General features: G+C 73.8%; 17 protein-coding genes. 10 read left to right on the forward strand and 7 right to left on the reverse strand.

The window, feature by feature from the left end:
• Positions 1-132 precede the first annotated feature (132 nt).
• The 3 genes from AOM46_RS26485 to AOM46_RS26495 are packed head-to-tail and all read left to right on the forward strand — an operon-like array spanning position 133 to position 2,741.
• Positions 133-1,401, forward strand: coding sequence for a TerD family protein (locus AOM46_RS26485; RefSeq protein ID WP_078857202.1), 1,269 nt, complete (start codon positions 133-135; stop codon positions 1,399-1,401).
• A gap of 55 nt (positions 1,402-1,456) precedes the next feature.
• The gene (locus tag AOM46_RS26490) at positions 1,457-2,242 is read left to right on the forward strand and encodes a glutamate racemase (RefSeq protein WP_062215911.1); all 786 of its coding nucleotides are present in this window, start codon (positions 1,457-1,459) and stop codon (positions 2,240-2,242) included.
• Positions 2,243-2,252: 10 nt separating this feature from the next.
• Positions 2,253-2,741, forward strand: a complete 489-nt coding sequence (locus AOM46_RS26495; RefSeq protein WP_062215913.1) for an NUDIX domain-containing protein — start codon at positions 2,253-2,255, stop codon at positions 2,739-2,741.
• Here the strand turns inward: AOM46_RS26495 and AOM46_RS26500 are convergent.
• The 3 genes from AOM46_RS26500 to dhaK are packed head-to-tail and all read right to left on the reverse strand — an operon-like array spanning position 2,738 to position 4,782.
• Positions 2,738-3,160 carry a PTS-dependent dihydroxyacetone kinase phosphotransferase subunit DhaM gene (locus tag AOM46_RS26500; RefSeq protein WP_062215915.1) on the reverse strand — a complete coding sequence of 141 codons (423 nt, stop codon included), beginning with the start codon at positions 3,158-3,160 and terminating at the stop codon, positions 2,738-2,740. The genes AOM46_RS26495 and AOM46_RS26500 overlap by 4 nt on opposite strands.
• Entirely contained in the window at positions 3,157-3,771 is a 615-nt protein-coding gene (dhaL, locus tag AOM46_RS26505) for a dihydroxyacetone kinase subunit DhaL (protein ID WP_062215917.1), read from the reverse strand. The genes AOM46_RS26500 and dhaL overlap by 4 nt, the downstream gene beginning before the upstream one ends.
• A gap of 12 nt (positions 3,772-3,783) precedes the next feature.
• The gene (gene dhaK / locus AOM46_RS26510; RefSeq protein WP_062215920.1) at positions 3,784-4,782 is read right to left on the reverse strand and encodes a dihydroxyacetone kinase subunit DhaK; all 999 of its coding nucleotides are present in this window, start codon (positions 4,780-4,782) and stop codon (positions 3,784-3,786) included.
• A gap of 451 nt (positions 4,783-5,233) precedes the next feature.
• Here dhaK and AOM46_RS26515 point away from each other — a divergent pair, with 451 nt between their 5' ends.
• From AOM46_RS26515 to AOM46_RS26525, 3 genes are all read left to right on the forward strand, one after another.
• Positions 5,234-7,447 (forward strand): MMPL family transporter, encoded by a 2,214-nt coding sequence (locus AOM46_RS26515; RefSeq protein WP_062215922.1) that lies wholly within the window; start codon positions 5,234-5,236, stop codon positions 7,445-7,447.
• A 145-nt stretch (positions 7,448-7,592) separates the two neighbouring features.
• Entirely contained in the window at positions 7,593-9,413 is a 1,821-nt protein-coding gene (locus tag AOM46_RS26520; RefSeq protein ID WP_062215924.1) for a serine/threonine-protein kinase, read from the forward strand.
• Positions 9,414-9,470: 57 nt separating this feature from the next.
• The gene (locus AOM46_RS26525; RefSeq protein ID WP_062216279.1) at positions 9,471-9,968 is read left to right on the forward strand and encodes a hypothetical protein; all 498 of its coding nucleotides are present in this window, start codon (positions 9,471-9,473) and stop codon (positions 9,966-9,968) included.
• Between the two features lie 25 nt (positions 9,969-9,993).
• Here the strand turns inward: AOM46_RS26525 and AOM46_RS26530 are convergent, their stop codons facing one another.
• Positions 9,994-10,650, reverse strand: a complete 657-nt coding sequence (locus tag AOM46_RS26530; protein ID WP_062215925.1) for an ROK family protein — start codon at positions 10,648-10,650, stop codon at positions 9,994-9,996.
• A gap of 144 nt (positions 10,651-10,794) precedes the next feature.
• Positions 10,795-11,901 carry an aminoglycoside phosphotransferase family protein gene (locus AOM46_RS26535; RefSeq protein ID WP_062215927.1) on the reverse strand — a complete coding sequence of 369 codons (1,107 nt, stop codon included), beginning with the start codon at positions 11,899-11,901 and terminating at the stop codon, positions 10,795-10,797.
• A 242-nt stretch (positions 11,902-12,143) separates the two neighbouring features.
• Between AOM46_RS26535 and AOM46_RS26540 the strand changes: the two genes are divergently transcribed.
• The gene (locus AOM46_RS26540) at positions 12,144-13,604 is read left to right on the forward strand and encodes a hypothetical protein (RefSeq protein ID WP_062216282.1); all 1,461 of its coding nucleotides are present in this window, start codon (positions 12,144-12,146) and stop codon (positions 13,602-13,604) included.
• 45 nt (positions 13,605-13,649) lie between these two features.
• Here AOM46_RS26540 and AOM46_RS26545 read toward each other — a convergent pair whose 3' ends face one another.
• Positions 13,650-15,038: a PP2C family protein-serine/threonine phosphatase gene (locus AOM46_RS26545; protein ID WP_062215929.1), complete on the reverse strand. Its 1,389-nt coding sequence runs from the start codon at positions 15,036-15,038 to the stop codon at positions 13,650-13,652.
• A 217-nt stretch (positions 15,039-15,255) separates the two neighbouring features.
• Here AOM46_RS26545 and AOM46_RS26550 point away from each other — a divergent pair, with 217 nt between their 5' ends.
• Together AOM46_RS26550 and AOM46_RS26555 are read left to right on the forward strand one after the other, a co-directional pair.
• Complete coding sequence (locus AOM46_RS26550) at positions 15,256-16,761, forward strand: hypothetical protein (RefSeq protein WP_062215931.1); 1,506 nt, start codon at positions 15,256-15,258, stop codon at positions 16,759-16,761.
• A 50-nt stretch (positions 16,762-16,811) separates the two neighbouring features.
• A complete protein-coding gene (locus AOM46_RS26555; RefSeq protein ID WP_062215933.1) occupies positions 16,812-20,417 on the forward strand; it encodes a hydantoinase B/oxoprolinase family protein in 3,606 nt (1,201 codons plus the stop codon).
• Positions 20,418-20,537: 120 nt separating this feature from the next.
• Here AOM46_RS26555 and AOM46_RS26560 read toward each other — a convergent pair whose 3' ends face one another.
• The gene (locus AOM46_RS26560; RefSeq protein WP_062215935.1) at positions 20,538-20,987 is read right to left on the reverse strand and encodes a cyclic nucleotide-binding domain-containing protein; all 450 of its coding nucleotides are present in this window, start codon (positions 20,985-20,987) and stop codon (positions 20,538-20,540) included.
• Positions 20,988-21,216: 229 nt separating this feature from the next.
• Between AOM46_RS26560 and AOM46_RS26565 the strand changes: the two genes are divergently transcribed.
• The gene (locus AOM46_RS26565; protein ID WP_158920689.1) at positions 21,217-23,811 is read left to right on the forward strand and encodes a SpoIIE family protein phosphatase; all 2,595 of its coding nucleotides are present in this window, start codon (positions 21,217-21,219) and stop codon (positions 23,809-23,811) included.
• Positions 23,812-23,949: the final 138 nt, after the last annotated feature.

Raw genomic sequence — 23,949 nt, forward strand, 5'->3', positions numbered from 1 at the left:
AAAACGCCGATGCCCGGTCTCATGCCGTTGTATCAGGGGCCTGCCCGGGGGGACTTCGAGCGCGGGATGGCATAGTGGATCGTGCCAGTTGAACAGGTGGTTGAGGACGCCCACCCGACGGAGGAACCCACAATGCTCAAAGGCTCTAATGTCCCCGTGCCTGCGCGGTCCGTCCGCGTCGAGATTGGCTGGAACACCTCGGCCGGCACACCGGATGTGGACGCCTCAGCGCTGCTGCTGACCGAGGGCCGGGTCCGCTCCGACGAGGACTTCGTCTTCTACAACCAGCCCCGGCACGCCTCGGGCGCCGTCCGCTACGAGGGCAAGCAGCCGCAGGGCGGTGGCTCCGTCGACCGCATCGAGGTCGATCTGACCTCCGTGGAGCCGGAGATCGAGAAGGTCGTGCTGGCCGCGTCCGCCGACGGCGGCACCTTCGGCCAGGTCCCCGGTCTGCACATCCGGGTGCTCGACTCGGACAACGGCCAGGAGGTCGCCCGCTTCGACAGCCAGGACGCCACCAGCGAGACGGCCTTCGTCATCGGCGAGCTGTACCGGCGCCAGGGCGCGTGGAAGTTCCGCGCCGTGGGCCAGGGGTACGACAGCGGCCTCGCCGGGCTGGCCACGGACTTCGGCATCAGCGTCGACGACGAGCCCGCCCCCACCCCGCCGCCGGCTCCCGTCACGGTGCCGGCCCCCGCGCCGCCGGCCGCGCCGCCGGCGCCCGCCCAGCCGGCGGCCCCCGCCGGCGGCTCCCCGATCCGGCTGAGCAAGATCACGCTCACCAAGGACGCCCCCGCCATCTCGCTCGCCAAGCAGGGCGCCACCAGCGGGCGGATGCTGGTCAACCTCAACTGGCAGCAGCGCAACCAGCCGCAGCAGAAGCAGGGCGGCTGGAAGAACCGCATCGCCAAGGCCATGGGCGGCGGTCTCGACCTCGACCTGTGCGCCCTGTTCGAGCTGACCGACGGCCGCAAGGGCGTGATCCAGGCCCTCGGCAACGCCTTCGGCTCGCTCCACCAGCCGCCCTATATGCATCTGGACGGCGACGACCGCACCGGCGCGGTGGCCCAGGGCGAGAACCTCACGGTCAACCTCGACCACGCCAGGGAACTGCGCCGGGTGGTCATCTTCGTGACCATCTACTCCGGCGCCAGCAGCTTCCAGGACCTCTCCGCCACGGTCACCCTCACCCCGGAGAAGGGCGCGCCCATCGAGTTCTTCCTCGACGAGTGCAACGTCCCCTCCCCGGTCTGCGTTCTGGCCACCCTGGTCAACGAGGGCGGCGGGCTGACGGTCAACCGTGAGGCCAGGTATCTGGTGCCGGACCGGGGCGTCAGCCCGCAGCGCACCGTGGACCACGCCTACGGCTTCGGCATGCAGTGGACGCCGGGCCGCAAGTGACCCGTCGGCCGGGGCCGGGGTCGGGGCGCGCGTAATCTGGCCTGTCATGAGATCCGTGAGAATCGCCCTGCTCGACTCGGGCGTCGGCCTGCTGGCCACGGCCGCCGAACTGCGGCGGCTGCGGCCGGACGCCGCACTGGTGCTCTCATCCGACCCGGAGGGGATGCCCTGGGGGCCGCTCGACTCCCGGGGCATCGCCGAGCGGGCGTCGCGCTGCGCCGAGATCGCGGCGACCGAGCGTCCCGACGCGCTGATCGTCGCCTGCAACACCGCCTCGGTGCACGCGCTGCCCGCGCTGCGGGCGGCGCTTGAGCCGGCCATCCCGGTGATCGGCACGGTGCCGGCGATCAAGCCGGCCGCCGCCTCCGGCGCCCCGTTCGCCGTCTGGGCCACCCCTGCGACCACCGGCAGCCCGTACCAGCGCCGGCTGCTGGACGAGTTCGCCCGGGGCGCGCGGGCCACCGGGGTGCCCTGCCACGGGCTGGCCGGCGCCGTGGAGAGCGCCGACGAGGCGGGTGTGCGGGCCGCGATCAAGGCGGCGGCCGAGCTGACGCCCCCGGACATCACCGCCGTCGTACTGGGCTGCACCCACTACGAGTTGGTCGCCGACGAGATCGGCCGCCATCTCGCCGCCGTCACCGGCCGCGAGGTCACCCTCTTCGGCTCCGCCGCGGCCGTCGCCGCCCAGGCGCTGCGCCGGGTGGGCGCCGAGCCGGCCCCCAGCGCCCCGCCGACCGGCACCCTGACGGTCTTCGCCAGCGGCCGCCCCGCCACCCTCGCCGAGGCCGCCCGCCACTACCCGCAGGGGCGGGCGCTGCTGACGGCGGACGCGGCCGGTTAGGGTCGCCCGCATGGCTACTCCCGACTTCATCCGCGATCTGCGCACCCGTATCGGCCACCAACTGCTGCTCCTGCCCGGGGTGACGGCGGTCGTCCTCGACGACGAGGGCCGGGTGCTGCTGGTCCGGCGCGCGGACGACGGGCGCTGGACGCTGGTCGGCGGTATCCCCGAGCCGGGTGAGCAGCCGGCGGAGACCGCCGTCCGCGAGGTCTTCGAGGAGACGGCGGTCCGCTGCGCCGTCGAGCGGGTGCTGCTGGTCGAGACCCTGGACGTGGTGCGCTACCCCAACCGGGACGAGTGCCAGTTCACCGACATCAGCCTGCACTGCCGGGCGCTCGGCGGCACGGCCAGGCCCAACGACGACGAGTCGGTCGAGGTCGGCTTCTTCCCCCTGGACGCGCTGCCCCCGCTCTCCGAACACGCCCTGCGACGGATCGAGTTGGCGACCTCGGACCGCCCCACCTGGTTCGCCCGGCCCGACCCCCCGGCCGCCGCCTAACCCTTGCGGTACTCGTAGGCGTCGCCGGCCGCCGCCGCGACCGCGTCCAGATCCGCCCCGGTGGAAGCCGTCAACACGGCGGCCACCGCGCCCTCCACCAGGGGCGCGTCCACCAGCCGGGAGTCCGCCGGCAGCGCCCCCATGCCGTCCTCCTGGTCCTCGAGCATCGCCCGCACCGTGAGCACGGCGCTGCCCAGATCGACCAGCAGCGCCACGCCGGCGCCACCGTCGGCGCGTCGGGCCGCGGCGGCGATCAGCTCCGAGCTGGTGCCCAGGCCGCCGTCCGGGGTGCCGCCGGCGGGCACCACGGGGGCCAACCGCCCGTTGCCCGCGAGCCGGGACGCCATCTCGGCCACCGCGACGGCCACCTCGGCGCTGTGCGAGACCAGCACCACACCCACCAGCCCTGGTTCGCTCATCGCCCGGCCACCTCGTGCAGCGCCCGGAAGATCAACGCCGCGGAGGCGGCGCCCGGATCCTCGTGGCTTACGCTGCGCTCGCCCAGATAGCTGGCCCGTCCCTTGTGCGCCCGCATCGGGATCGTCGCCCGCGAGCCCTCCTCGGCGGCCAGCACCGCCGCCGAGTAGTCCGGCAGCGCGTCGAGAGCCGGCAGCAGCGCGTCCAGCATGGTCTTGTCGCCGGCCGCCGCGCCGCCGAGCTGGCCCACCGCGCCGATCCCGGTCTCCAGCGCCACCCGCAGCTCCTCGTCGGTCGTCCGCTCGGAATCGCCCAGCGCCTTGCCGGTGCGGCGCAGCAGCGTGCCGAAGAGCGGGCCGGAGGCGCCGCCCACCGTGGAGACCAGCGTTCTGCCGCCCAGCAGCAGCACCGCCCCCGGCCGGTCGGGCCGTTCCTCCGCCAGCGCGGCGACCACCGCGGTGAAGCCGCGCCGCATGTTGTTGCCGTGGTCGGCGTCGCCGATCGCGGAGTCGAGCTCGGTCAGCCGGTCGGCGTTCGCCCGCACGGCGTCCGCCGTCGCCACCAGCCAGTCGTGGAAGAACGCGGCGTCCCGCTCCGTCGCCTGCCCTGTCACCTCGCGCTCCTCTCAACGACCCCAGCGCAGCCCCGGCGTGGACACCGGCGCGTCCCACAGCCGCAGCAGCTCGTCGTCCAACCGGCACAGCGAAACGGAGCAGCCGGCCATGTCCAACGAGGTCACATAGTTGCCGACGAGGCTACGCGCCAGGGTGACTCCGCGCTCGCCCAGCGCCCTGACCACCTCGGCGTGGAATCCGTAGAGCTCGAGGAGGGGCGTGCCGCCCATGCCGTTGGTCAGGCAGAGCACCGGATCCGAAGGGGACAGCGGGAAGTCGGCGAGCAGCGCCTCCACCGTCACGTCGGCGATCTCGGCCGCGCTCAGCATGGCGCGGCGGTCCCGCCCCGGCTCGCCGTGGATGCCGATGCCCAGCTCCAGCTCGTCCGGCGGCAGATCGAAGGTGGGGCTGCCCTTGGCCGGAGTGGTCGGCCCGTGCAGCGCCACGCCGAAGCTGCGCGACGCCGCCGCCACCCGCCGGCCGACCTCGGCCACCCGGGACAGCGGCGCGCCCTCCTGGGCGACGGCACCGGCGAGCTTGTGCACGAAGAGCGTCCCGCCGACGCCCCGGCGGCCGGCAGTGAACGTGCTGTCGGTGACGGCGACATCGTCGTCGACCACCACCTGGTCCACCGTGATGCCCTCGTCCTCGATCAGCTCGGCGGCCATATCGAAGTTGAGGACGTCCCCGGTGTAGTTCTTGACCACCATCAGCACGCCCTGGCCGGCGTCCACCGCGCCGGCGGCCCTGGTCATCTGGTCGGGGACGGGGGAGGTGAACACCTCGCCCGGGCAGGCGGCGTCCAGCATGCCGGGGCCGACGAAGCCCGCGTGCAGCGGCTCATGGCCGGAGCCCCCGCCGGAGATCAGCCCGACCTTCCCGTCGACCGGCGCGTCGGCGCGGAGCACCAGCCGGTGCTGCACCTCCACCCGGAGCCGCGGGTGCGCGGCGGCCATCCCGCGCAGTGCGTCGGCGACCACCCGGTCCGCCCCGTTGATCAGCATCTTCACGGCAACAGTCCTCCTGACCTCGGCGACGGGCCGGGCGGCCCCGGAAGAGGGGCGGGCGGCGACCATGCCGCGCCGCGCATCGGCGCACCAGCCTTCGGATCTTATAAGCGACCGGCCCGAAGCGCGCCCGGATCGCCCGGGCCGGCCCGCGCGAGTCGGGACCCGGCCGGCGGACGGTCACCGATCCCGGGGAGCGGCGGCGACGACGGATCCGCGCACCGACCGCCCGGCGCGCCAGGGCCGCGCCCCCGGCGCCCCGGGCGACGCGACACCGTGGCGCGGTCAGCGCCGTGCCCCGGTGAACACCCCTTTCAGCGACCCCGAATGACGGGAACGTTCATGCGATGGGTGGTTTTTGGCGAAGCGCTCCTTATGCGCGATAGCGTCCGGCTGGGCCGGGTTGTCTGGGCCCGTGCATCGCTCGTTGACTCATCACCCCGTGGAGCACCCCATGGCCTCCCTCCTCTACCGGCTCGGCCGCGCGGCCTTCCGGCGTCGGCGACTCGTGCTCTCGCTCTGGCTCGGCGCGCTGGCCGTCCTGCTGACGGCGGTCGGCGTCTCGGGCGGCGCGCTGGACGACGAGTTCACCATTCCCGGCTCCGAGTCCCAACGGGCGCTGGACACCCTGGGGGAGGTGCTGCCCGCCGCCGGCGGCACCACCGCGCAACTGGTCTTCACCGCGCCCGAGGGCAGCGAGATCACCGACCCACGCTGGGCGCGGCCCATCGCCGGCGCCCTGCGGGAGGCGGAGCGGGCACCCCAGGTGTCCGCCGTCATCTCCCCCGAGGAGGCCGGCACCATCTCCGCGGACGGGCGCACCGCGCTCGCAGTCGTCAACTACGCCGAGAGCACGGCCGATCTGGCGGACGGCAGCACCCGGGCGTTGGAGCGCGCCGTCGAACCGGCCGAGAGCGCCGGACTCACCGTCAGCGTCGGCGGCCAGGCGTTCTCCCCCACCGGCGTCGACATCAGCGCCAAGGAACTCTTCGGCGTGGTGGTCGCGTTGGTCGTGCTGGTGATCACCTTCGGCTCGCTGCTGGCCGCCGGAATGCCGCTGGTCTCCGCGCTCTTCGGGGTCGGCACCGCCGTCGGCGGGCTGCTGATCGGCGGTCACCTCTTCACGTTGTCCTCCACCGCCGTCACCCTCGCCGTGATGCTGGGGTTGGCCGTCGGCATCGACTACGCGCTCTTCATCCTCTCCCGCCACCGCTCCCAACTCGCCCAGGGCCTCGGCCCCGAGGAGTCGGCCGGCCGGGCCCTGGGCACCGCCGGCAGCGCCGTCGTCTTCGCCGGGCTCACCGTGGTCGTGGCGCTGTGCGGGCTCTCCGTGGTGGGCATCCCGTTCCTGACCGTGATGGGCCTGGGCGGCGCCGCCACCGTGGTGATCGCCGTGCTGGTCGCCGTCACCCTGCTGCCCGCGCTGCTCGGCTTCGCCGGCGCCCGGCTGACCCCGCGCCCCGGCTCCCGGGCCGCCCGCCGCGAAGCGCGCGCCGAACGGGCCGAGGCCGCCACGCTCGGCGGCCGCTGGGTGCGGCTGACCACCCGTCGGCCGTTGCTCACCGTGCTGGCCGTGGTGGTCGGCCTGGTGGTGATCGCGCTGCCCGCGCGCGAGCTGCGGCTCTCGCTGCCGGACAACGGATCGGCGCCCGCCGGCAGCGGCGAGCGGGAGACCTACGACACCGTCAGTGAACGTTTCGGCCCCGGGCTCAACGGGCCGCTGCTGGTGCTGGCCGACACCAGCCGGGTGGACGGCGATCCGCGCGCCGCGCTCACCGAGGTCACCGACCGGATCGAGGCGCTGCCGGGGATGGCGCGGGTCGCCCCGGCACGGCCGACCGAGCGCGACACCGCCTGGCTGATCGAGGCGGTGCCCACCACCGGGCCCGACCAGGAGGGCACCGAACGGCTGGTGCACACCCTGCGGGACTGGGCCGAGGAACACGCCGAGGCCACCGGCGTCGGCCTCGCCGTGACCGGCAACACCGCCGTGGCGGTCGACGTGTCCACCCGACTCGGCGACTCCATGGTCCCGTTCGGCGCCGTGGTGGTCGGCCTCGGGCTGCTGATCCTGCTGCTGGTCTTCCGGTCCGTGGTGGTCCCCGTCAAGGCGACCCTGGGCTTTCTGCTCTCGGTGGCCGCCGCCTTCGGCGCGGTGGTGATGGTCTTCGACTGGGGCTGGCTGGCCGGCGCGCTGGACGTGGCCCGCACCGGACCCGTCGTCAGCTTTCTGCCCATCATCCTGATGGCGGTGCTCTTCGGCCTCGCCATGGACTACGAGGTCTTTGTCGTCTCCCGGATCCACGAACGCCACGCGCGCGGCGCCTCGCCGACCGAAGCGGTCCGCGAGGGCGCCCCGTTGGCGTTCCGGGTGGTCACGGCGGCCGCGCTGATCATGTTCGCGGTCTTCGCGAGCTTTGTGACGATGGAGGACGCCATCGTCAAACCCATCGCCTTCGCGCTCGCCCTCGGCGTGCTGGTGGACGCGTTCCTGATCCGGATGACGCTGGTGCCGGCCGTGCTGGTGCTGGTCGGCCGCGCCGGCTGGTGGCTGCCGGGCGCGCTCGCCCGCCGGCTGCCGCATGTCGACATCGAGGGCAGCCGGCTGCCCGCCGCGCCGACCGGGAGCGGCACCGGAGCCACGGAACGCTCGCGCGCCCGGGTATGACCCCGTATGCGGACACGTCAACCAGCGCCGCGAACACGCCCGTTCCACCTCTTTCCCGCCACTTGGCATAGGAACGTCCCGCTCGGGGCGCCATACTGGAGGCGGGGGTGACGAAGGGCCAACGACGGGGGGCGGGAATCGGACCATGGCGGAACGCGTGCTGCTGCATGGCCGCTACCAACTGCTCGAACTCATCGGGCGCGGCGGCATGGGGGAGGTCTGGCGAGCCCGGGACGAGGCGCTGAGCCGCCGGGTCGCCGTCAAGTGCCTGAAACCGCTGGGCACCCAGCAGGAGGAGTCGTTCCTCCGCGTGCTGCGGGAACGCTTCCGACGGGAGGCCAGGGTGGCCGCCGGCCTCCAGCACCGGGGCGTCACCGTGGTCCACGACTTCGGCGAATCGGACGGCATCCTCTATCTCGTCATGGAGCTGCTGGAGGGCCGCAACCTCAGCGAACTGCTCCAGGCGGCGGGCCCGGGGCCGCTGACCGTCGACGAGGTCGTGGACATCGCCGAGCAGGTGGCCACCGCCCTGGCCTACACCCACGAACAGGGCATCGTGCACCGGGATCTGAAGCCGGCCAACATCATGCGGCTCACCGACGGCACGGTGAAGATCTGCGACTTCGGGATCGCCAGGCTCGCCCAGGACATCGGTCTGAGCGCCAAGCTCACCAGCGCCGGCATGGCCATGGGCACCCCGCACTACATGTCGCCCGAACAGATCGCCGGCACCCATGTCGACGCCCGCAGCGATCTCTACTCCCTCGGCTGTGTGCTCTACGAGATCGCCACCGGCGTCCCCCCGTTCGACCTCGGCGACCCCTGGGCCATCCTGATCGGGCACCGCGACACCCAGCCCGAGCCGCCGAGGACGCTGCGGCCCGAACTCCCCGAAGGGCTCGACCAGTTCATCCTGGCGCTGCTCGCCAAGGACGCGGACGACCGCCCCGACGACGCCTCGGCGCTGGCCCGTACCCTGCTCGGCCCGCCCCGGCGCCCACCGGCCACCCGGCGGGTGCCCCGCCCGCGCGACACCGAGTCGATGCCCGACTGGACGCGCGGCATGCGCGCCGGCTCCCGCGCCTCCGGCGCCTGGTCGCTGCGGCTCTCCCCGCCGGACCGCTCGGCCGGCCTCACCGGCCAGTGGACGGGGCTGACCGCCACCGCCCTCGCCCATCTGCCGGCCACCCGGCGCGGCCCCTCACCCGAACATCTCGCCGTGCTCGACAGCCGCCACCGGGCCGGCCTCAGCCTGGGTCGCCTCGGCCGCTGGGAGGAGGCCCACGCGGTGCACAGCGCGGTGGCCACCGAACGGCGCGCCGCCCTCGGCGAACACCACGAGGCCACCCTCACCAGCCAGTACGAGGCGGCCTACGCGCTGGCCAGGATGCGTCGCTGGGAGGAGGCCCTGGCCGGGCTGCGCCAGGCGGCCGACGCCCGCGCCCGGGTGCTGGGCCCCGAACACCCCGACACGCTCGATGCCCGCTACGAGGTGGGCATCTGCCTGGGGCGGCTGGGCCGCCAGGACGAGGCGCTGCCGCTCTACGAGCAGCTGATCGAGGCCCGCTCCCGCGCCCAGGGCCCGGGACACCCGGAGACGCTGCGCGCCCGGCACGGCCGGGGCATGACGCTGGGCCGGCTCGGGCGCTGGGCCGAGGCGCTGGTCGAGGCCGCCGAGGTGCGCGAGGCGCGGGCCGCCACGCTGGGCGCCGACCATCCGGACACCCTGGTCAGCGATCGGGAGGTGGCCATCGCCCTGGGCTGGCTGGGCCGTTGGGACGAGGCCCTGCAACGGTTCCAACGGGTCAGGGCGGACCGCGAACGGGTGCTGGGCGCCAGCCATCCGGACGCGCTGACCAGCCGCAACGACGAGGCGCTCTGCCTGGAGCAGCTGGGCCGCGGCGCCGAGGCCGTCGAGCTCTACCGCCAGGTCGCCGCGCTGCGCGACGAGGCCGCCGATCCCTGACGAACGGGCGTCCCCGTGGACGTCGGCGCCCGGCCGGGCCCACGTACCATGGCGGGCATGTCCTTCCTCCGCCGCCGCAACGCAGCATCCCCCGCAGGGCCCGACTTCGACGTGCTGGCCATGGATCCGGGGGACTGGCCCGGGGTGCTCGGCGCCGGCCTGCTGCCGGCGCCGGACGGAAGCTGCCAGGGCGTGGTGCTGCGCTACGACCTCTTCGGCGGACGCGGCCCCGCCATGGTCATCGGCAACCTCCCGGAGGGCTCCCCGGCGCGCGAACGGGACGAGGACGATGTCCCGTTCGAGGTGCACCAGCTGCTCTCCGCGCTGGAGTTGGACGAGGAGGTCAGCTGCACGGGAACGGAGGAGGTGCCCGTGATGCACGACGGGAACCTGCTGATCGTGCGGCGGGTGCTGTGCAGCGAGAGCCGGATCTCCTGCGTCCAGTTCGACCGCAACGACGGGGTGTTGGTCACCATCGCCAGCTGGGAGCGCCCCATCACGGACGAGCTGTACCAACTGCTCAAACCACTCCCGGCGGAGATGTTCCAACGCTGAGCCCTCCCGGGCCGGGCAGGGCGGCTTATCGGTTGCCGCCGCCCGGTGGCCGTTCGGCGAGGCGGTGGAGAACGCCGGCGTAGGCGGCGGACTTGGCCTCCGGCGGGGCCGCCGAGGCCACGACGGGGAAGGCACCCCGCAGGGCCGCGCGCAGGGCGGGGACCAGCTCCGGATGGGTGCGCCGGACCAGTCCGCCGGCGAGTACGACGACAGTCTCCGGCGGCAGTTCGGCCACACCGGCGATCGCGGAGGCGAGCAGTCGCACGATCCGCCGCCGGTCGGCGGGCAGCAACCGACGCGGCAGATACTCCCCGCCGACCCCCGCGTTCAGACACCCCCTGCGGCGGCAGCCGTGACAGACGCCGTCGCCGAAGCCGGTGCGATGGCTGAGGTCGAACGACGTCACCACCCGACCGCCCACCACCAGCGCCCCGCCGAGACCGGTGCCGATCCCGGCGTAGAGCAGCGCGGCGGGCCTTTCGTCGCGCAGCAGCCACTCGCCGAGCGCGGCGGCGTGCGCGTCGTTCATCGAGACGGCGGGCGGCCGCCGATAGCCCAGCTCGCGCCAGGCCGCCACATCGTCCCAGCCCAGCTGGGTGGCGCCCCAGACACGTCCGTCGATGACCAGGCCGGGGGGCGGTGAGGCCGAACACCCCGGGATTGTCCGTGAGTTGGGGCCCATCGGTGAAGCGGATGGCCCCCTCGGGGGTGAGCAATGTGCTCTGTACGGAGGAGCCGCCGACCTCCACGACATGGGTGACGCGGCGCGCCGCGAGTCGATCCGCCAGCGCCGACGGCAGCGTCATGCCCACCCTTCCCGCAGGGGTCAGCGGGTGCCGACGGCGGCGCGGACTGCTCGGCGGGCTGTTGCCCAGTCGTCGTGCAGTCGCCGCAGCAGCAGCCGTTGTTCCTCACCGTACGCCGGGCCGCCCGCCGTCCGTTCCGCGGAGGCGGAGCCGGGGCGGTCCATCGCCCGGCGGACCGCCATGTCGCAGAGCCGGATCTCCCGGGTGAGCACCAGCATCAGGTTGACCAGGAAGGCATCCCTGGCGTTCCGGCCGCCGGCCTGGGCGCGTTGGCTGATCTGGCGCCGCACCAGCGGCGATTCGCCGAGGGAGGCCCACAGCGTGGCCAGATCGTAGTTGGGCAGGTACCAGCCGGCGGCCCCCCAACCGACGAGGACGGGGCCGGTCGGCGACAGCAGCACATGGGATAACAGGGCCTCACCGTGGCAGAACTGCCGGGTCGGCTCCTGCCTGGCGCGGCTGCGCACATCGTGCAGCAGGGTGTGCAGATCGCTCAGGTCACGGTCGGTCAGCAGCCCCAGGGCGTGGTAACGGGCCAGCTGGGCGCGGTAGTCGATGGCCTCGGGGAAGGCGTCCGGCGCCGGGCGCCAGGCGTTCAGCCGGGTCAGGGTGGCCAGGGTGGCGCGCAGGTCGGTCGCCGCCGGCGGCACCGAGGGATGGCGCCGCGCCGACGCGGCGCGCCCCGGCACGAACTCGGTGACCAGCGTGCGGGCCCCCGGATCGTCGGCGACCAGGCGCGGCAGCCGCACCGGCGGCCGATGCCGGACGAAGGCACGGTTGGCGGCTATTTCCCGATCGAGGCGGGTGCCCTCCTCCCCGTCGTCGAGAACGCACTTGGCGACGGCGGCGCGGCGGCCCGCCATGCCGGCCAGCACCACGGTGCCGCCGGCGTCCCGCAGCACCCGTGCCGGGCTGAAATCGGGACAGATCCGCTGCACGGCCGCCAGCGCGCCGCGCAGCCGTTCGCCCTTGACCCCCGACAGGTCCAGCCGGGCGCCGGCCGGCGCGGGGCCGGCGCGCCGCTGCCGGAGGGCGCGCTCCTCGACGAAGCCGCCGGCCGGGCCGCCGGGGGCTCCGCCCAGCGCGGTACGGTGCCGGGTGACCACGGGGGAGGGTGCTGGGTACATATCCGGGCAAGGTCCCTTCAGTGCCGCCGGACGGTGGGAGCGCCCCACCGGACCGCCGGGTTCGGCGGGGCACCCTGGGGAAATGCCCGCCGAGCCCTCCGGTCGGAGTGGCGCGAGGTACACAACACTCCCTTTCGTGGGTGGCACACCATCTGGCGAGCCCTGGCGAACCCTGGCGAATTGTCATGTCGGGGTGGCCACGCGGTTACTGTCAACTCAGCCGAGATCCTGGGGGCTTGAACGTGAGCAGAGGACCCAACACCAGGCTGGCGGACCTATTCAGGCTCGCCGGGTGGTCCAAGGGAGAACTCGCGAGGCTGGTGAACCGGCAGGCGGCGGCCCAGGGCTTCCCGCAGCTGGCCACCGACACCTCGCGGGTGCGGCGGTGGATCGACACCGGCGAGACCCCGCGCGACCCCGTGCCCGATGTGTTGGCGACGCTGTTCACCGAGCGACTCGGCCGTGTCGTGACCATCGAGGATCTCGGGTTGCGCCGGCCAGGGAGCGCGGGGAAGCGGCTGTCCCTCCACGGACTGCCCTGGACTCCCTGGCGGACGGCCGCGGTCCTCACCGAATTCACGGGAATGGACCTCATGCTCAACCGACGCGGCATGGTGGGCGCGGGCGCCGCGCTCGCCGCCGGATCCGCACTCAGCGACGCCATGCACGACTGGCTCAAGGGCTCCCCGAACGAGCAACCCCCCCACGGGGCCCTCGACTCCTCCGACGAACCAGGTCTTGACCGCTACGACGCCGCGCCCGTCGGCTCCCAGGAGATCGAGGCGCTGGAGCGCTCGGTCGAGGTGTTCAGGGCCTGGGACGCGGCGCGCGGCGGCGGGCTGCAACGCAAGGCCGTGGTGGGCCAACTCAACGAGGTGGGCGGCCTGTTGGCCTATCACCAACATCCGGAGCACCTGCGCAGGCGGCTGTGGGGGGTGGCGGCCAACCTCGCGGTGCTGGCCGGCTGGATGTCCCACGACGTCGGCATGGAGCCCACCGCGCAGAAGTACTTCGTGATCGCCGCGCACGCCGCCAGGGAGGGCGGTGACCGGCCCCGCGCCGGCGAGGCGCTGTCCCGGGCGGCGCGCCAGATGGTGCACCTGGGCCGCCCGGACGACGCGCTGGATCTGATGCGGCTGGCCAACTCGGGCATGGGCGAGGAGGCGCTGCCCCGCACCCGGGCGATGCTGTGCACCATCGAGGCCTGGGCGCAGGCGTCCATGGGCCACGGCCAGGCGATGCGCCGCACACTGGGCGAGGCCGAGGAGTTCTTCGTCTCCGACCGGGGTGATGTGCCGCCGCCCAGCTGGATGCAGCTCTTCGACGAGGCCGATCTGTACGGGATGCAGGCGCTCGCCTACCGCACGCTGGCCGAGCACGATCCGTCGGCGGCCCGTCCGGCCGAGCAGTACGCCAAGCGGGCGCTGGCGCTGCGCGACGGTGAGCTGCGCCGGGCCAGGATCTTCGACCAGATCTCCCTGGCCTCCGCCTGCTTCATCGCCGACGACCCCGAACAGGCCGACCGTTACGCGCGGTTGGCGCTGGCCTCGGTGAGCGAGAACTCCTCCCACCGCACCTGGGACCGGCTGAGCGGGATGTACCGGCTGACCGGCTACTACGCCGGCTATGCCCGGATCGAGGAGCTGCGCGAGGAGCTGTCCCAGGCGATGCCCAGGACATCGGCGGCCCAGCGCGCGGTGTGACGGCCGGGCGCGCGGTGTGACGGGGGCCGCCCGGGCAGGGGGCGGTCAGCCGGTCACTCTGGCGACCAGGACGCAGGCGTCGTCGCCCGCGTCCCGTTCGCCGCGCTCGTCGGCGATCAGCTGGACGCATTCGGCGGCGCTGCCGGCCGCGCTCAGCCGCTCGGCCAGGCCGAGCAGCCGATGGTCCCCGGCGTGGCCGGCGACACCCCGCGCCGGGATGTCCGAAAACAGCCCATCAGTATGGAGGACCAGCACGTCACCCGGCCGGAGTGGATCGCTCCGCTCCGCATAGGCGGCGTCCGATACGGCGCCCAGCAGGGTGCCGGCCGGCCGGGGCAGCGCCCAGCCGGCGCCCTCGCGGCAGAGCAGCGGCGCCGGATGGCCCGCCTGCGCCCAGCTGAGCTGTCGGCGGGCCGGGTCGTAGTGGCAGCACAGGACGCTGGCGAGCACCGGATGCACCCCCCGGTCCAGGAGCTGGTTGAGATGGCCGAGCAGCGCGCCCGGCGGCTGCCCGGAGAGGGCGATGCCGCGCAGCGCCCCCAGCGCGGTGGCTGTGCCGGCGACCGCGGCCGGGCCCCGGCCCGCCAGATCCCCGACGCTCAACAGCGCTCCTCCGCTCGGCAGTTCGAGGGAGTCGAACCATTTGCCCGTCAGCGGTGTGCCATGTCCCGCCGGCAGATAGCGGGCGGCCAGCTCCAGGGCGCCGGCCCGCGCCGACGGCTGCCCCTGGTCCGCGCCGCCGCCGGGCCAGGGCGCCCTGGCGGCGTCGGCCAGCGCCCGCCCGATCTCCCGGCCGTCCGATCCCTCGCCCCGCGGCCCGCGCTCGCCCCGGCGCTGGACCGGCACCGGATGGGGCACCTCGTCGACGTCCCTGATCATGGCCCACAGGGCGATCGTGCCGCCCTCGTCGTCCAGCACCGGCTCGCCCGCCATGCGGACGGTGCGCAGGCTGCCGTCGGGGCGGGTGATCCGGAACTGGCAGTCCATCGGCCGCCCGTCGATCAGACAGCCGGTGACCGCCGCCATCAGCGCCGGCTGATCCTCGGCGGGCAGGAACGAGGGCAACTGGTCCAACGTCAGCGGCCCTTCGCGCACCGGGCGGTCGAAGATCGCGAAAAGCTCCTCGGACCAGACCGCGCCGTCCGTCAGCAGATTCCATTCGGCGCTGCCGACCCTGGGCGTCGTGGCCGGCGGGAACCCGGCCTCGGGCACGTTCCGCAGCTCGTGCAGCTGCTCTCCCACGTCGTCGAGCCAACTGGCGGCCAACTCCCACGCGGCACGACGGATCGGCTCGCCCGCGGTGGTGCGGGAGTCGGCGCGGCGGACCGCGTCAAGATCCTCCCGCAGCCGGCGGGCGCGGCTGATCAGGTCGTCGAGGGTGGGCCCGGCGGGTGGTGTGTCCACCGGGGGCTTGGGATTCTGGGAGGAGAGCATGGCTGATCCTCGATACGGCGAGTCGGGCCTGACGGCCGGAGCTGTCGGCGCGGACGACTCCAGACTGTTGCACAGCCCTACCCGCTCCGTAAGAGATTCAGCCGCCGCACGGGGGCGCACGGTGGCACGACAGGTGTAGAACCTTTCTCACCGGCAAGCAGCACCAACAACGGAAATCCCGTTGCCACCGAATGCCCCGCACCGGATGCTGACTCATATGTTCGCCAGTCCGACCGAAACCGACATAGCGCCCAGCGGAACCCTCCTCGGGCTCCTCCAGCGAGGGCGCGGCGACGGGTGGCTGCACGCCCTCGCCGCCCCCAAGGCGGAGGCCGTCGCCGCCCTGGAGCGCTGTGTGCTGCACGACCCGCGCCCGGACTGGCAGCTGGAACACCGCTCGCTCTACTACGCCCGTCTCTACCTGGAGCTGGACGCCGGCCTCGACGCGATCGCCGCCCATCTCTTCCACCCCGACGATCTCCCGGGCGACCTCGCGGCCGGCCTTCCCGGCGAGAATGACCTCCCCGGTGACAACGGCCTCGCCTCCGTCGCCTGCGGCGAGGAGGAGCGCACCGGGCTCGCGCTCTCCGTCCTCGGGCACCTCGTCTCCTATGGCAGCCGCCCCGCCCTGCGCCTGCTGCGCGCCTATGCGCTGCGTGGCGCCAACTGGCGTTGGGCGCTTGATGAGTTGGCCGTCCGGGACACCGATGCCGGGCTCCGCGCCCTGGGCCCCGGCATCCTGGGGCGCTTCCCCCGCACCGAGGACGGCGAGGCCGCCCTCACCGCCGCCGCCCGCGACTCCTTCGAACCGCGCCCCTGGCGGATCTGGGCCGAGGATCCGGCCCGCCCCGAGCAGCGACGACGGCTCGCCACCGCCCTGGAACGCGGCGACTTCGACCGCTGGCAGCGCCAGCTGCGCACCACGGGCCCCCGCCCCGGCTGGAGCGTGGCCTCCGTGCTGGCCTGGGCCAGGGACGGCTACGAACAGACCCCACGCCAGTGGCGCGAGGCCCCCGCCGCCCGCTGCCTGGCCGCCGTCGCCGGGCCGCAGGACCGGCCGGAGCTGCTGGCCGCCGCCGCCGGCGGCCATCCGGCGGCCCGCGCCGCCGCCCTGCGCCACCTCGCCGAACGCGGCGACCCCCGGGCGCTCGGCCTGATCGACGCGGCCTCGGCGGCCCCCGACCCCGATGTGCGTCGCGCCGCGCTCGCCGCCTTCGCCCGGATGACCGGCCCCCAGGCCCTCGACCAGGCGCGGCGCTGGGCCGTCCGCGGGGACGAGCTGGGCACCGCCGCCGCCGCGCTGCTGGCCCGCCGGGGCAGCGCCACCGACGCGCCCCGGGTGCTGGCCGCCCTGCAGCGGGCGGTGCGCACCGGGGGCTCCGACAGCAGGGAGCTGCGGCCCCTGGTCGAGGGCGTGGGCCGGCTCTGCGTCACCGCGGCCGTCCCCGTGCTGCGCCATCTCTACCGGCGGACGCCCTCCTCCCAGCTGCGCTGCCACGCCGCCCGCGCGCTGGCCGCCACCGATCCGGCGTTCCCCAGCGGGCTGGCCGTCGAATGCCTCTGGGACTGCGAGGAGGAGACCCGCCAGCTCGCCGCCGAGTTCGCCACCACGGGCGACAGCCGGGCGGTGGAACGGATGCGCCGGCTGGCCACCGACCCGGCGGAACGCGCCGACGTACAGACGGTGTTGCGCGGCCGGCTGGCCCGCCGCGCCACCGGCTGACGCCCGGGCGACACGTTGGCCGGCGGCCGACGGGCTGGCACGATGGCCCGATGAGCGGGCGCTGGGAGTTCTGGATCGACCGAGGCGGCACCTTCACCGATGTGGTGGGACGGCGGCCCGACGGCAGGCTGGTCACCGACAAGCTGCTGTCGCACGCGCCCGAGCGCTACCGCGACGCGGCCGTGGCCGGCATCCGCCGGATGCTCGGTCTGGCGCCCGGCGAGCCGGTCCCGGCCGACCGGATCGAGATCGTCAAGATGGGCACCACCGTCGCCACCAACGCGCTGCTGGAACGCCGGGGCGAACCCACCGTGCTGGTCACCACCGCCGGTTTCCGCGACGCGCTGCGCATCGCCTACCAGAACCGGCCCCATCTCTTCGCCCGCCGTATCGAGCTGCCCGAGGCCCTCTACGACCGGGTGATCGAGGTGCCCGAACGGATCGGCGCGGACGGCACCGTGGTGCGGGCGCTGGCCGAGGAGCCGACCGCCGAGGCGCTGCGCGCCGCCCACCGGGACGGCTTCCGCAGCGCCGCCGTGGTCCTGATGCACGGCTACCGCCACCCCGCGCACGAGCGGGCCGTCGCCCGGCTCGCCGTCGACGCCGGCTTCACCCAGGTCAGCACCTCGCACGAGGTCAGCCCGCTGATCAAACTGGTCTCCCGGGGCGACACCACGGTGGTGGACGCCTATCTCTCCCCGGTGCTGCGCCGCTATGTCGACCGGATCGCCGACGAACTCGCCGGCGTCCGGCTGATGTTCATGCAGTCCAACGGCGGGCTGCGGGAAGCGGGACACTTCCGGGGCAAGGACGCGGTGCTCTCAGGGCCGGCCGGCGGCGTGGTCGGCATGGTCCGCGCCTGCGCCGAGGCCGGCCACCACCGGGTCATCGGCTTCGACATGGGCGGCACATCCACCGATGTCTCGCACTACGCGGGCGAGTTGGAGCGGGTCCTCGGCACCGAGGTGGCCGGGGTGCGGATGCGCGCCCCGATGATGGACATCCACACCGTGGCGGCCGGCGGCGGCTCGCTGCTGCGGTTCGACGGCGCCCGTTACCGGGTTGGGCCCGAGTCCGCCGGGGCGCATCCGGGCCCCGCCTGCTACCGACGCGGCGGGCCGTTGGCCGTCACCGACGCGCAGGTGATGCTCGGCCGCATCCAACCCGCCCACTTCCCACGGGTGTTCGGTCCTGACGGTGACCAGCCGCTGGACGCGGCCGTGGTCAGGGAGCGGTTCGCCGCGCTGGCCGAGGAGATCGCCGAGGCCACCGGGGACGCGCGCGGCCCCGAGGAGGTCGCCGCCGGCTTCCTCGACATCGCGGTCCTCGGCATGGCTGGCGCCGTCAAGAAGATCTCCGTGCAGCGCGGCCACGACATCAGCCGGTACGCGCTGGCCAGCTTCGGCGGGGCCGGCGGCCAGCACGCCTGCCAGGTCGCCGACGCCCTCGGCGTCTCCACCGTCGTGATCCCGCCGCTCGCCGGGGTGCTCTCCGCCTATGGCATCGGCGTCGCCGACGCCACGGTGCTGCGCGAGCGGTCCGTCGAGACCGAGCTGACCGGCACGGCCCTGGCGGACGTCAGGGAGATCGCCGAGGAGCTGATCGCCGAGGCCCGCGCCGGGCTGCGCGCCGACGGCCTGCCCGAGGACGCCATCAGCCACACCGTCCGCCTGCAGCTGCGCTACGCCGGTACCGACGCGGCGCTGCCCGTGCCGCTGGACACCGTCGCGGCCATGGCCGCCGAGTTCGCCGCGCTGCACACCGCCCGCTACGGCTTCACCATGGACAAACCCCTGGTCACCGCGACCGTCGTGGTCGAGGCGGTCGGCCAAGCCGGCGGCCACCGGGCCACATTGACGCCCGCGCCGCCCCGCACCGGACCGCCGCTCCCCGCCGACACCGTCCGGGTCTGGACCGAGGGCGCCTGGCGCGACACCCCGCTCCACCAGCGCGCCGAACTCCGCCCGGGCGACACCGTGTCGGGCCCCGCCATCGTCGCCGAGGCCGACGCCACCACCGTCGTCGAACCCGGCTGGCGCGCCACCGTCGGCGAACGCGGCCATCTGCTGCTGGACCGGGTCGTCCCGCGCCCGGCGAAGGTGGCCGTGGGCACCGAGGTGGACCCGGTGCGGCTTGAGGTCTTCAACAACCTCTTCATGTCCATCGCCGAGCAGATGGGCGTCCGGCTGGAGAACACCGCCCACTCCGTCAACATCAAGGAACGGCTCGACTTCTCCTGCGCGCTCTTCGACGACCGGGGCAACCTGATCGCCAACGCGCCCCATATCCCGGTGCATCTGGGCTCCATGGGGGAGTCCATCAAGGAGGTGCTGCGCCGCAACGCCGACACCATGCGCCCCGGCGATGTCTACGCCATCAACGACCCCTACCACGGCGGCACCCATCTGCCGGATGTCACCGTGGTCACCCCGGTCTTCGACGCGCCGGGCGAGCGGCTGCTCCTGCTGGTCGCCTCGCGCGGTCACCACGCGGAGATCGGCGGCATCACCCCGGGATCCATGCCCGCGTTCAGCCGCACCGTCGAGGAGGAGGGCGTGCTCTTCGACAACTGGCTGCTGGTCCGCGACGGCCGGCTGCGCGAGACGGAGACCCGCGCGCTGCTGACCGGCGCGCGTTACCCGTCACGCGGCCCGGACGCCAACCTCGCCGACCTCCGCGCGCAGATCGCCGCCAACGAACGTGGCATCGCCGAACTCCGCGCCATGATCGACCAGTTCGGCCTGGACGTGGTGCAGGCGTATATGCGTCATGTGCGGGACAACGCCGAGGAGGCGGTGCGGCGGATCATCGCCACCCTGGACGACGGCCACTACCGCTACGAGACGGACGCCGGCGCGGCGATCGAGGTGACGGTCACCGTGGACCGGGCAGCGCGGGGCGTCCTGCTGGACTTCACCGGCACCTCCCCGCAGCAGCCCGGCAACCACAATGCGCCCAGCTCCGTGGTGCTGGCAGCCGTCCTCTATGTGTTCCGCACCCTGGTCGCCGACGACATCCCGCTCAACAGCGGCTGTCTCGCGCCCGTCGAGGTGCGCATCCCACCCGGCTCGATGCTCGCCCCACGCCATCCGGCGGCCACCGTCGCCGGCAATGTCGAGACCTCCCAGGCCGTCACCGGCGCCCTCTACGCGGCCCTCGGCGTCCAGGCGGAGGGCTCGGGCACCATGAACAACGTCACCTTCGGCAACGACCGGGTGCAGTACTACGAGACGGTGGCCAGCGGTTCCGGCGCTGGTGACGGGTTCCCCGGCGCGCACGCGGTGCAGACCCATATGACCAACTCCCGGCTCACCGACCCCGAGGTGCTGGAGTGGCGCTACCCGGTGCGGGTGGAGGACTTCTGTATCCGCGCCGGCAGCGGCGGCGCGGGCCGCTGGCCCGGCGGCGACGGGGTCAGCCGCCGGATCACCTTCCTGGAACCGATGACGGTCGCCCTGCTCACCGGCCACCGTCGGATCCCGCCCTACGGCATGGCCGGCGGCGAACCGGGCGCGCTCGGCGCCAACGCGATCGTCCGCGCGGACGGCACCCACGAACCGCTGGCCGGCAACGACACCGCCGACCTCGCCCCCGGCGACGCCCTGCTGCTGACCACCCCGGGCGGAGGCGGCTACGGCCCGCCGCCGACGGCCTGACGGCCGAGGCGGGCCCTGACCCGTCGGACGAGCCGCCGAACGGCTCGTGCGACAAGCCTCCGGACGACACGTCTGACAAGCCGGCGGACGAGCGGCCCGACGAGCCGCCAGAGGAAGCGTCTAACGACCAGCATGGGGCGCGAACAGATCGAGGACACGAACCCGGGCGGCCTGGACACGGTAGGCCAGGATCTCCGCGATCACCCGCAGCAGTCCGTAGCCGAAGGCGGGGTCCTCGTCGCACAGGGCCTGCACCTCGGGCCCCTGGAACTCGTAGGCGCGGACCGGGCTCAGGGCCTCGGCACCGAAGTCCCACTGGAACGGCGGAAAGAGCCACGACCAGCCCAGCAGATCGCCCGACTCCAGCGAGGACACGGCCGTGGGGCGGCTGCCGGCGAGCCGCAGATCCAGGGTCACGGTGCCCGAGCGGACGATCCAGAACCGGTCGGCGGTGCCCCGTTCCTCGAAGATGCGCTGGCTCTGCTCGAAGGACACCTCGCTGGCCAGCGACATCAGCCGCTCGCGATGGCCCGGGGGCAACACCCGCAGCAGCCGCCGTGGAGCGGTCATCGTCGCCTCCCTTTCACTCCCGTTCGCGTATCGCCTGACGGTCGTTCCCTCCCGTCCATTGCACTCCGAACGGAGCAGTCGCGCATCCGCGCCGGAGTCGTGGAGTCGCCGGGGGGCGTGCGGTCCGCGAGAGTGGGGGGAGGGAGGGCTGCGTCCTGCGGACCGAGGGAGGAACGTGCGCGCGATCCCGCAACCCGGTGATCTTGGCCGGCCGCCCGGTGAGTCCGTCGTGGTGCTCTTGCTGGGCTCCGAGGGCGACATCCTGGCCACGTCCCAGGGCTCGGAATGGCTCACCGGCGTGCCGCCGGAGGACCTGCCCGGCCACCGGCTGGTCGATCTGATCCCCGACCCCGAGTGCCGCTCCGCCGCGCTGGCCGGCTTTCCCGGCCGGCGCTTCACCTCGGTGCGACACCGCGACGGGCACCTCACGGGGGTGCGCCTCGACATCTACCCCCGGCTGCTGAGCGATCCGGGACGGGTGCTGGTGGTCCTGGTGGACGGGGTGGCGGCCCGCCAGCAGGAGGAGGACCAGGCGCTGGTGCGGGCCCTGTTCTCACAGCACCAGGTCGGCCTGTCGATACACGATCCCGACCTGTTGATCACCCGGCTCAACACGGACCCCAACGACTGGGCCACCCAGGACGAGACGCTGGGCCTCAACCATCCGCTGCCCGTCGCCCTGCACGAGATCATGGACCCCGAGGACGCCCGGGCGGTCGCCAAGAAACTGTCCAGGGTGGCCGGCACCGGGGACCCGCTGATCAACTGGGAGTACACCTACCGGGCGCATCAGGCGCCCGAACAGGCCCGCAAGCTCTCCGTCACCTCGCTGCGTCTGGAGGACTCACAGGGGGAGCTGCTGGGCGTGGTCAGCATCTACACCGATATCACCGAGCAGCATCTGACCCAGCACCGCATGGCGCTGCTGCACACCGCCGCCCAGCGGATCGGTCCCTCGCTGGACGTCACCCGGAACGCCGAGGAGCTGGCGAAGGTCCTGGTGCCGCCCTTCGCCGACTTCGCCGCCGTCGACCTGGGGGCGCGGGTGCTGGAGGGCGACGAGCCGGGCCCGACCTCGTTGCTGAACGTGCCGGTGCGGCGGGTCGCGGTGGCCGAGGCCGGCGGACGGTGGCCGGAAGAGGTCCAGCCACTGGGCGGCACCTTCCGGATCGAGGTCCCCGACGACGACAACGAGACCGCGGGGGAGGCCATCAGGGGCGCCGCCGCCGCGTTGCGCACCCTGCCGGTCGAGGAGGACCCACCGGCCGACGCGGCTCCCCCCAGGCTGCTGATGCCCAGCTCCCCTGGGTCCCTGATGGTGGTGCCGCTACGCGCCAGGGGCCAGGTACTGGGCACGCTCGCCCTGTGGCGCTCGCCCGACCGCCCCGGGTTCAGCGAGACGGACGCCGATCTCGCCGAGGAGGTCGGCTCGCGCGCCGCACTCAGCCTGGACAACGCACGCCGCTACACCCGTGAGCACCGCACCCTGGAGACCCTGCAACGCAGCCTGCTGCCACCGGCCGTCTTCGAGGTCAGCGCCGGCTCCACCGCTGGCAGCTATGTACCGGCCGAGACCACCGCCGGCATCGGCGGCAGCTGGTACGACGTGATCCCGCTCTCCTCGGCGCGGGTGGCGTTTGTCATGGGCGACGTGGCCGGACACGGCCTCAACGCCACCGCGACCATGGGCCGGCTGCGCACCGCCGTGCAGACCCTCGCCGACATGGACCTGGCCCCGGACGAACTGCTCACCCGGTTGGACGATCTGGCCATCCGACTGGCCGAGTTCGGGCCGACGGACGAGGGCGGGCAGCGTGGTTCCATCGGCGCCACCTGCCTGTACTGCGTCTACGACCCGGTGAGCGGCGAGTGCACGCTGGCCAGCGCCGGCCGCACGCCCCCGCTGATGGCCGAGCCGGGGGAGCCGGCCGAGGTGCTGCCGCTGCGCCCGGGGCCGGCGCTCGGCGTCGGCGGCTCCCCGTTCGAGACGATGTCGCTGCGCATCGGCCCGCACAGCGTGCTGGCCTTCTTCAGCGAGGAACTGGCCGGCCACGGTCCCGATCCGAACGGCGGCGACCGGGACGAGGCGACCGAGGACGACGAGGGCAGCGACGCGACCGGGGACGACGCCGGTAAAGGTGCCGGTAACGACGGGGAGGACGGAGCGGAAGACGGTGCCGGGAACGACGCGGGAAACGATGAGGGAGACGACGCGGGAAACCGTTCCGGAAACGGTGCCGGAAGCGGTGCCGAGCCGGACGACGGGGGCGACGCCGGGGGTCGGGGGACGGGATCGAGCCGGCTGGCGCGGCTGAGTCAGCAGATCACCGAGGCCGCCGAGGACGGGCGTTCCCCCGCCGAGACGGGCCGCGGGGTGCTGGACGAACTGCTGCCCGACCGCGCCCCGGCCAACGATGTGGCGCTGCTGATCGCCCGGGTCAGGCCGCTGCCCCCCGACTCCACCGCCGACTGGCAACTGCCCGCCGAACCCGCCGTGGTGGGCCGCGCCCGCGATCTGGTGCTGGAACAGCTGGACGCCTGGGACCTCACCGAGAGCGCCTTTCCCACCGAGCTGATCATCAGCGAGCTGATCACCAACGCGATCCGCTACGCGGGCGGCCCCGTCGGCGTCCGGCTGATCCGGGACGACGTGCTGATCTGCGAGGTCTCCGACCCCAGCGAGACCCAACCGCATCTGCGCCGCGCCCGCCCCACCGACGAGGGCGGCCGGGGCCTGTTCCTGGTCGCGCAACTCGCCCACCGCTGGGGCAGCCGCTACACCGCGACCGGCAAGACCATCTGGACCGAGCAACCGCTCGGCTAGGTCGTGCCCCAGGCCATGGCCTAGGCTGCCACCTGCCCAAACGCGTTCCCGCGCGGCCGTGTTGAGGCTCCGGCCGGCCGGCGGACAACAGCCGCATCCGTGCCGAATCGAGCGTTGTCGGTGGCACCGCCTAGGGTG

Origin of the sequence: Streptomyces sp. NBRC 109706, from assembly GCF_000974485.1 — a bacterium.
GTDB lineage: Bacteria > Actinomycetota > Actinomycetes > Streptomycetales > Streptomycetaceae > Streptomyces.

Coding starts and splice junctions, on each gene's coding strand:
- AOM46_RS26525 (WP_062216279.1), top strand. CDS start 9,471: ATGTCCTTCCTCCGCCGCCGCAACGCAGCATCCCCCGCAGGGCCCGAC.
- AOM46_RS26545 (WP_062215929.1), bottom strand. CDS start 15,038: ATGCTCTCCTCCCAGAATCCCAAGCCCCCGGTGGACACACCACCCGCC.
- AOM46_RS26520 (WP_062215924.1), top strand. CDS start 7,593: ATGGCGGAACGCGTGCTGCTGCATGGCCGCTACCAACTGCTCGAACTC.
- AOM46_RS26555 (WP_062215933.1), top strand. CDS start 16,812: ATGAGCGGGCGCTGGGAGTTCTGGATCGACCGAGGCGGCACCTTCACC.
- AOM46_RS26515 (WP_062215922.1), top strand. CDS start 5,234: ATGGCCTCCCTCCTCTACCGGCTCGGCCGCGCGGCCTTCCGGCGTCGG.
- AOM46_RS26485 (WP_078857202.1), top strand. CDS start 133: ATGCTCAAAGGCTCTAATGTCCCCGTGCCTGCGCGGTCCGTCCGCGTC.
- AOM46_RS26550 (WP_062215931.1), top strand. CDS start 15,256: ATGTTCGCCAGTCCGACCGAAACCGACATAGCGCCCAGCGGAACCCTC.
- AOM46_RS26495 (WP_062215913.1), top strand. CDS start 2,253: ATGGCTACTCCCGACTTCATCCGCGATCTGCGCACCCGTATCGGCCAC.
- AOM46_RS26560 (WP_062215935.1), bottom strand. CDS start 20,987: ATGACCGCTCCACGGCGGCTGCTGCGGGTGTTGCCCCCGGGCCATCGC.
- AOM46_RS26535 (WP_062215927.1), bottom strand. CDS start 11,901: ATGTACCCAGCACCCTCCCCCGTGGTCACCCGGCACCGTACCGCGCTG.
- AOM46_RS26530 (WP_062215925.1), bottom strand. CDS start 10,650: ATGGGCCCCAACTCACGGACAATCCCGGGGTGTTCGGCCTCACCGCCC.
- AOM46_RS26500 (WP_062215915.1), bottom strand. CDS start 3,160: ATGAGCGAACCAGGGCTGGTGGGTGTGGTGCTGGTCTCGCACAGCGCC.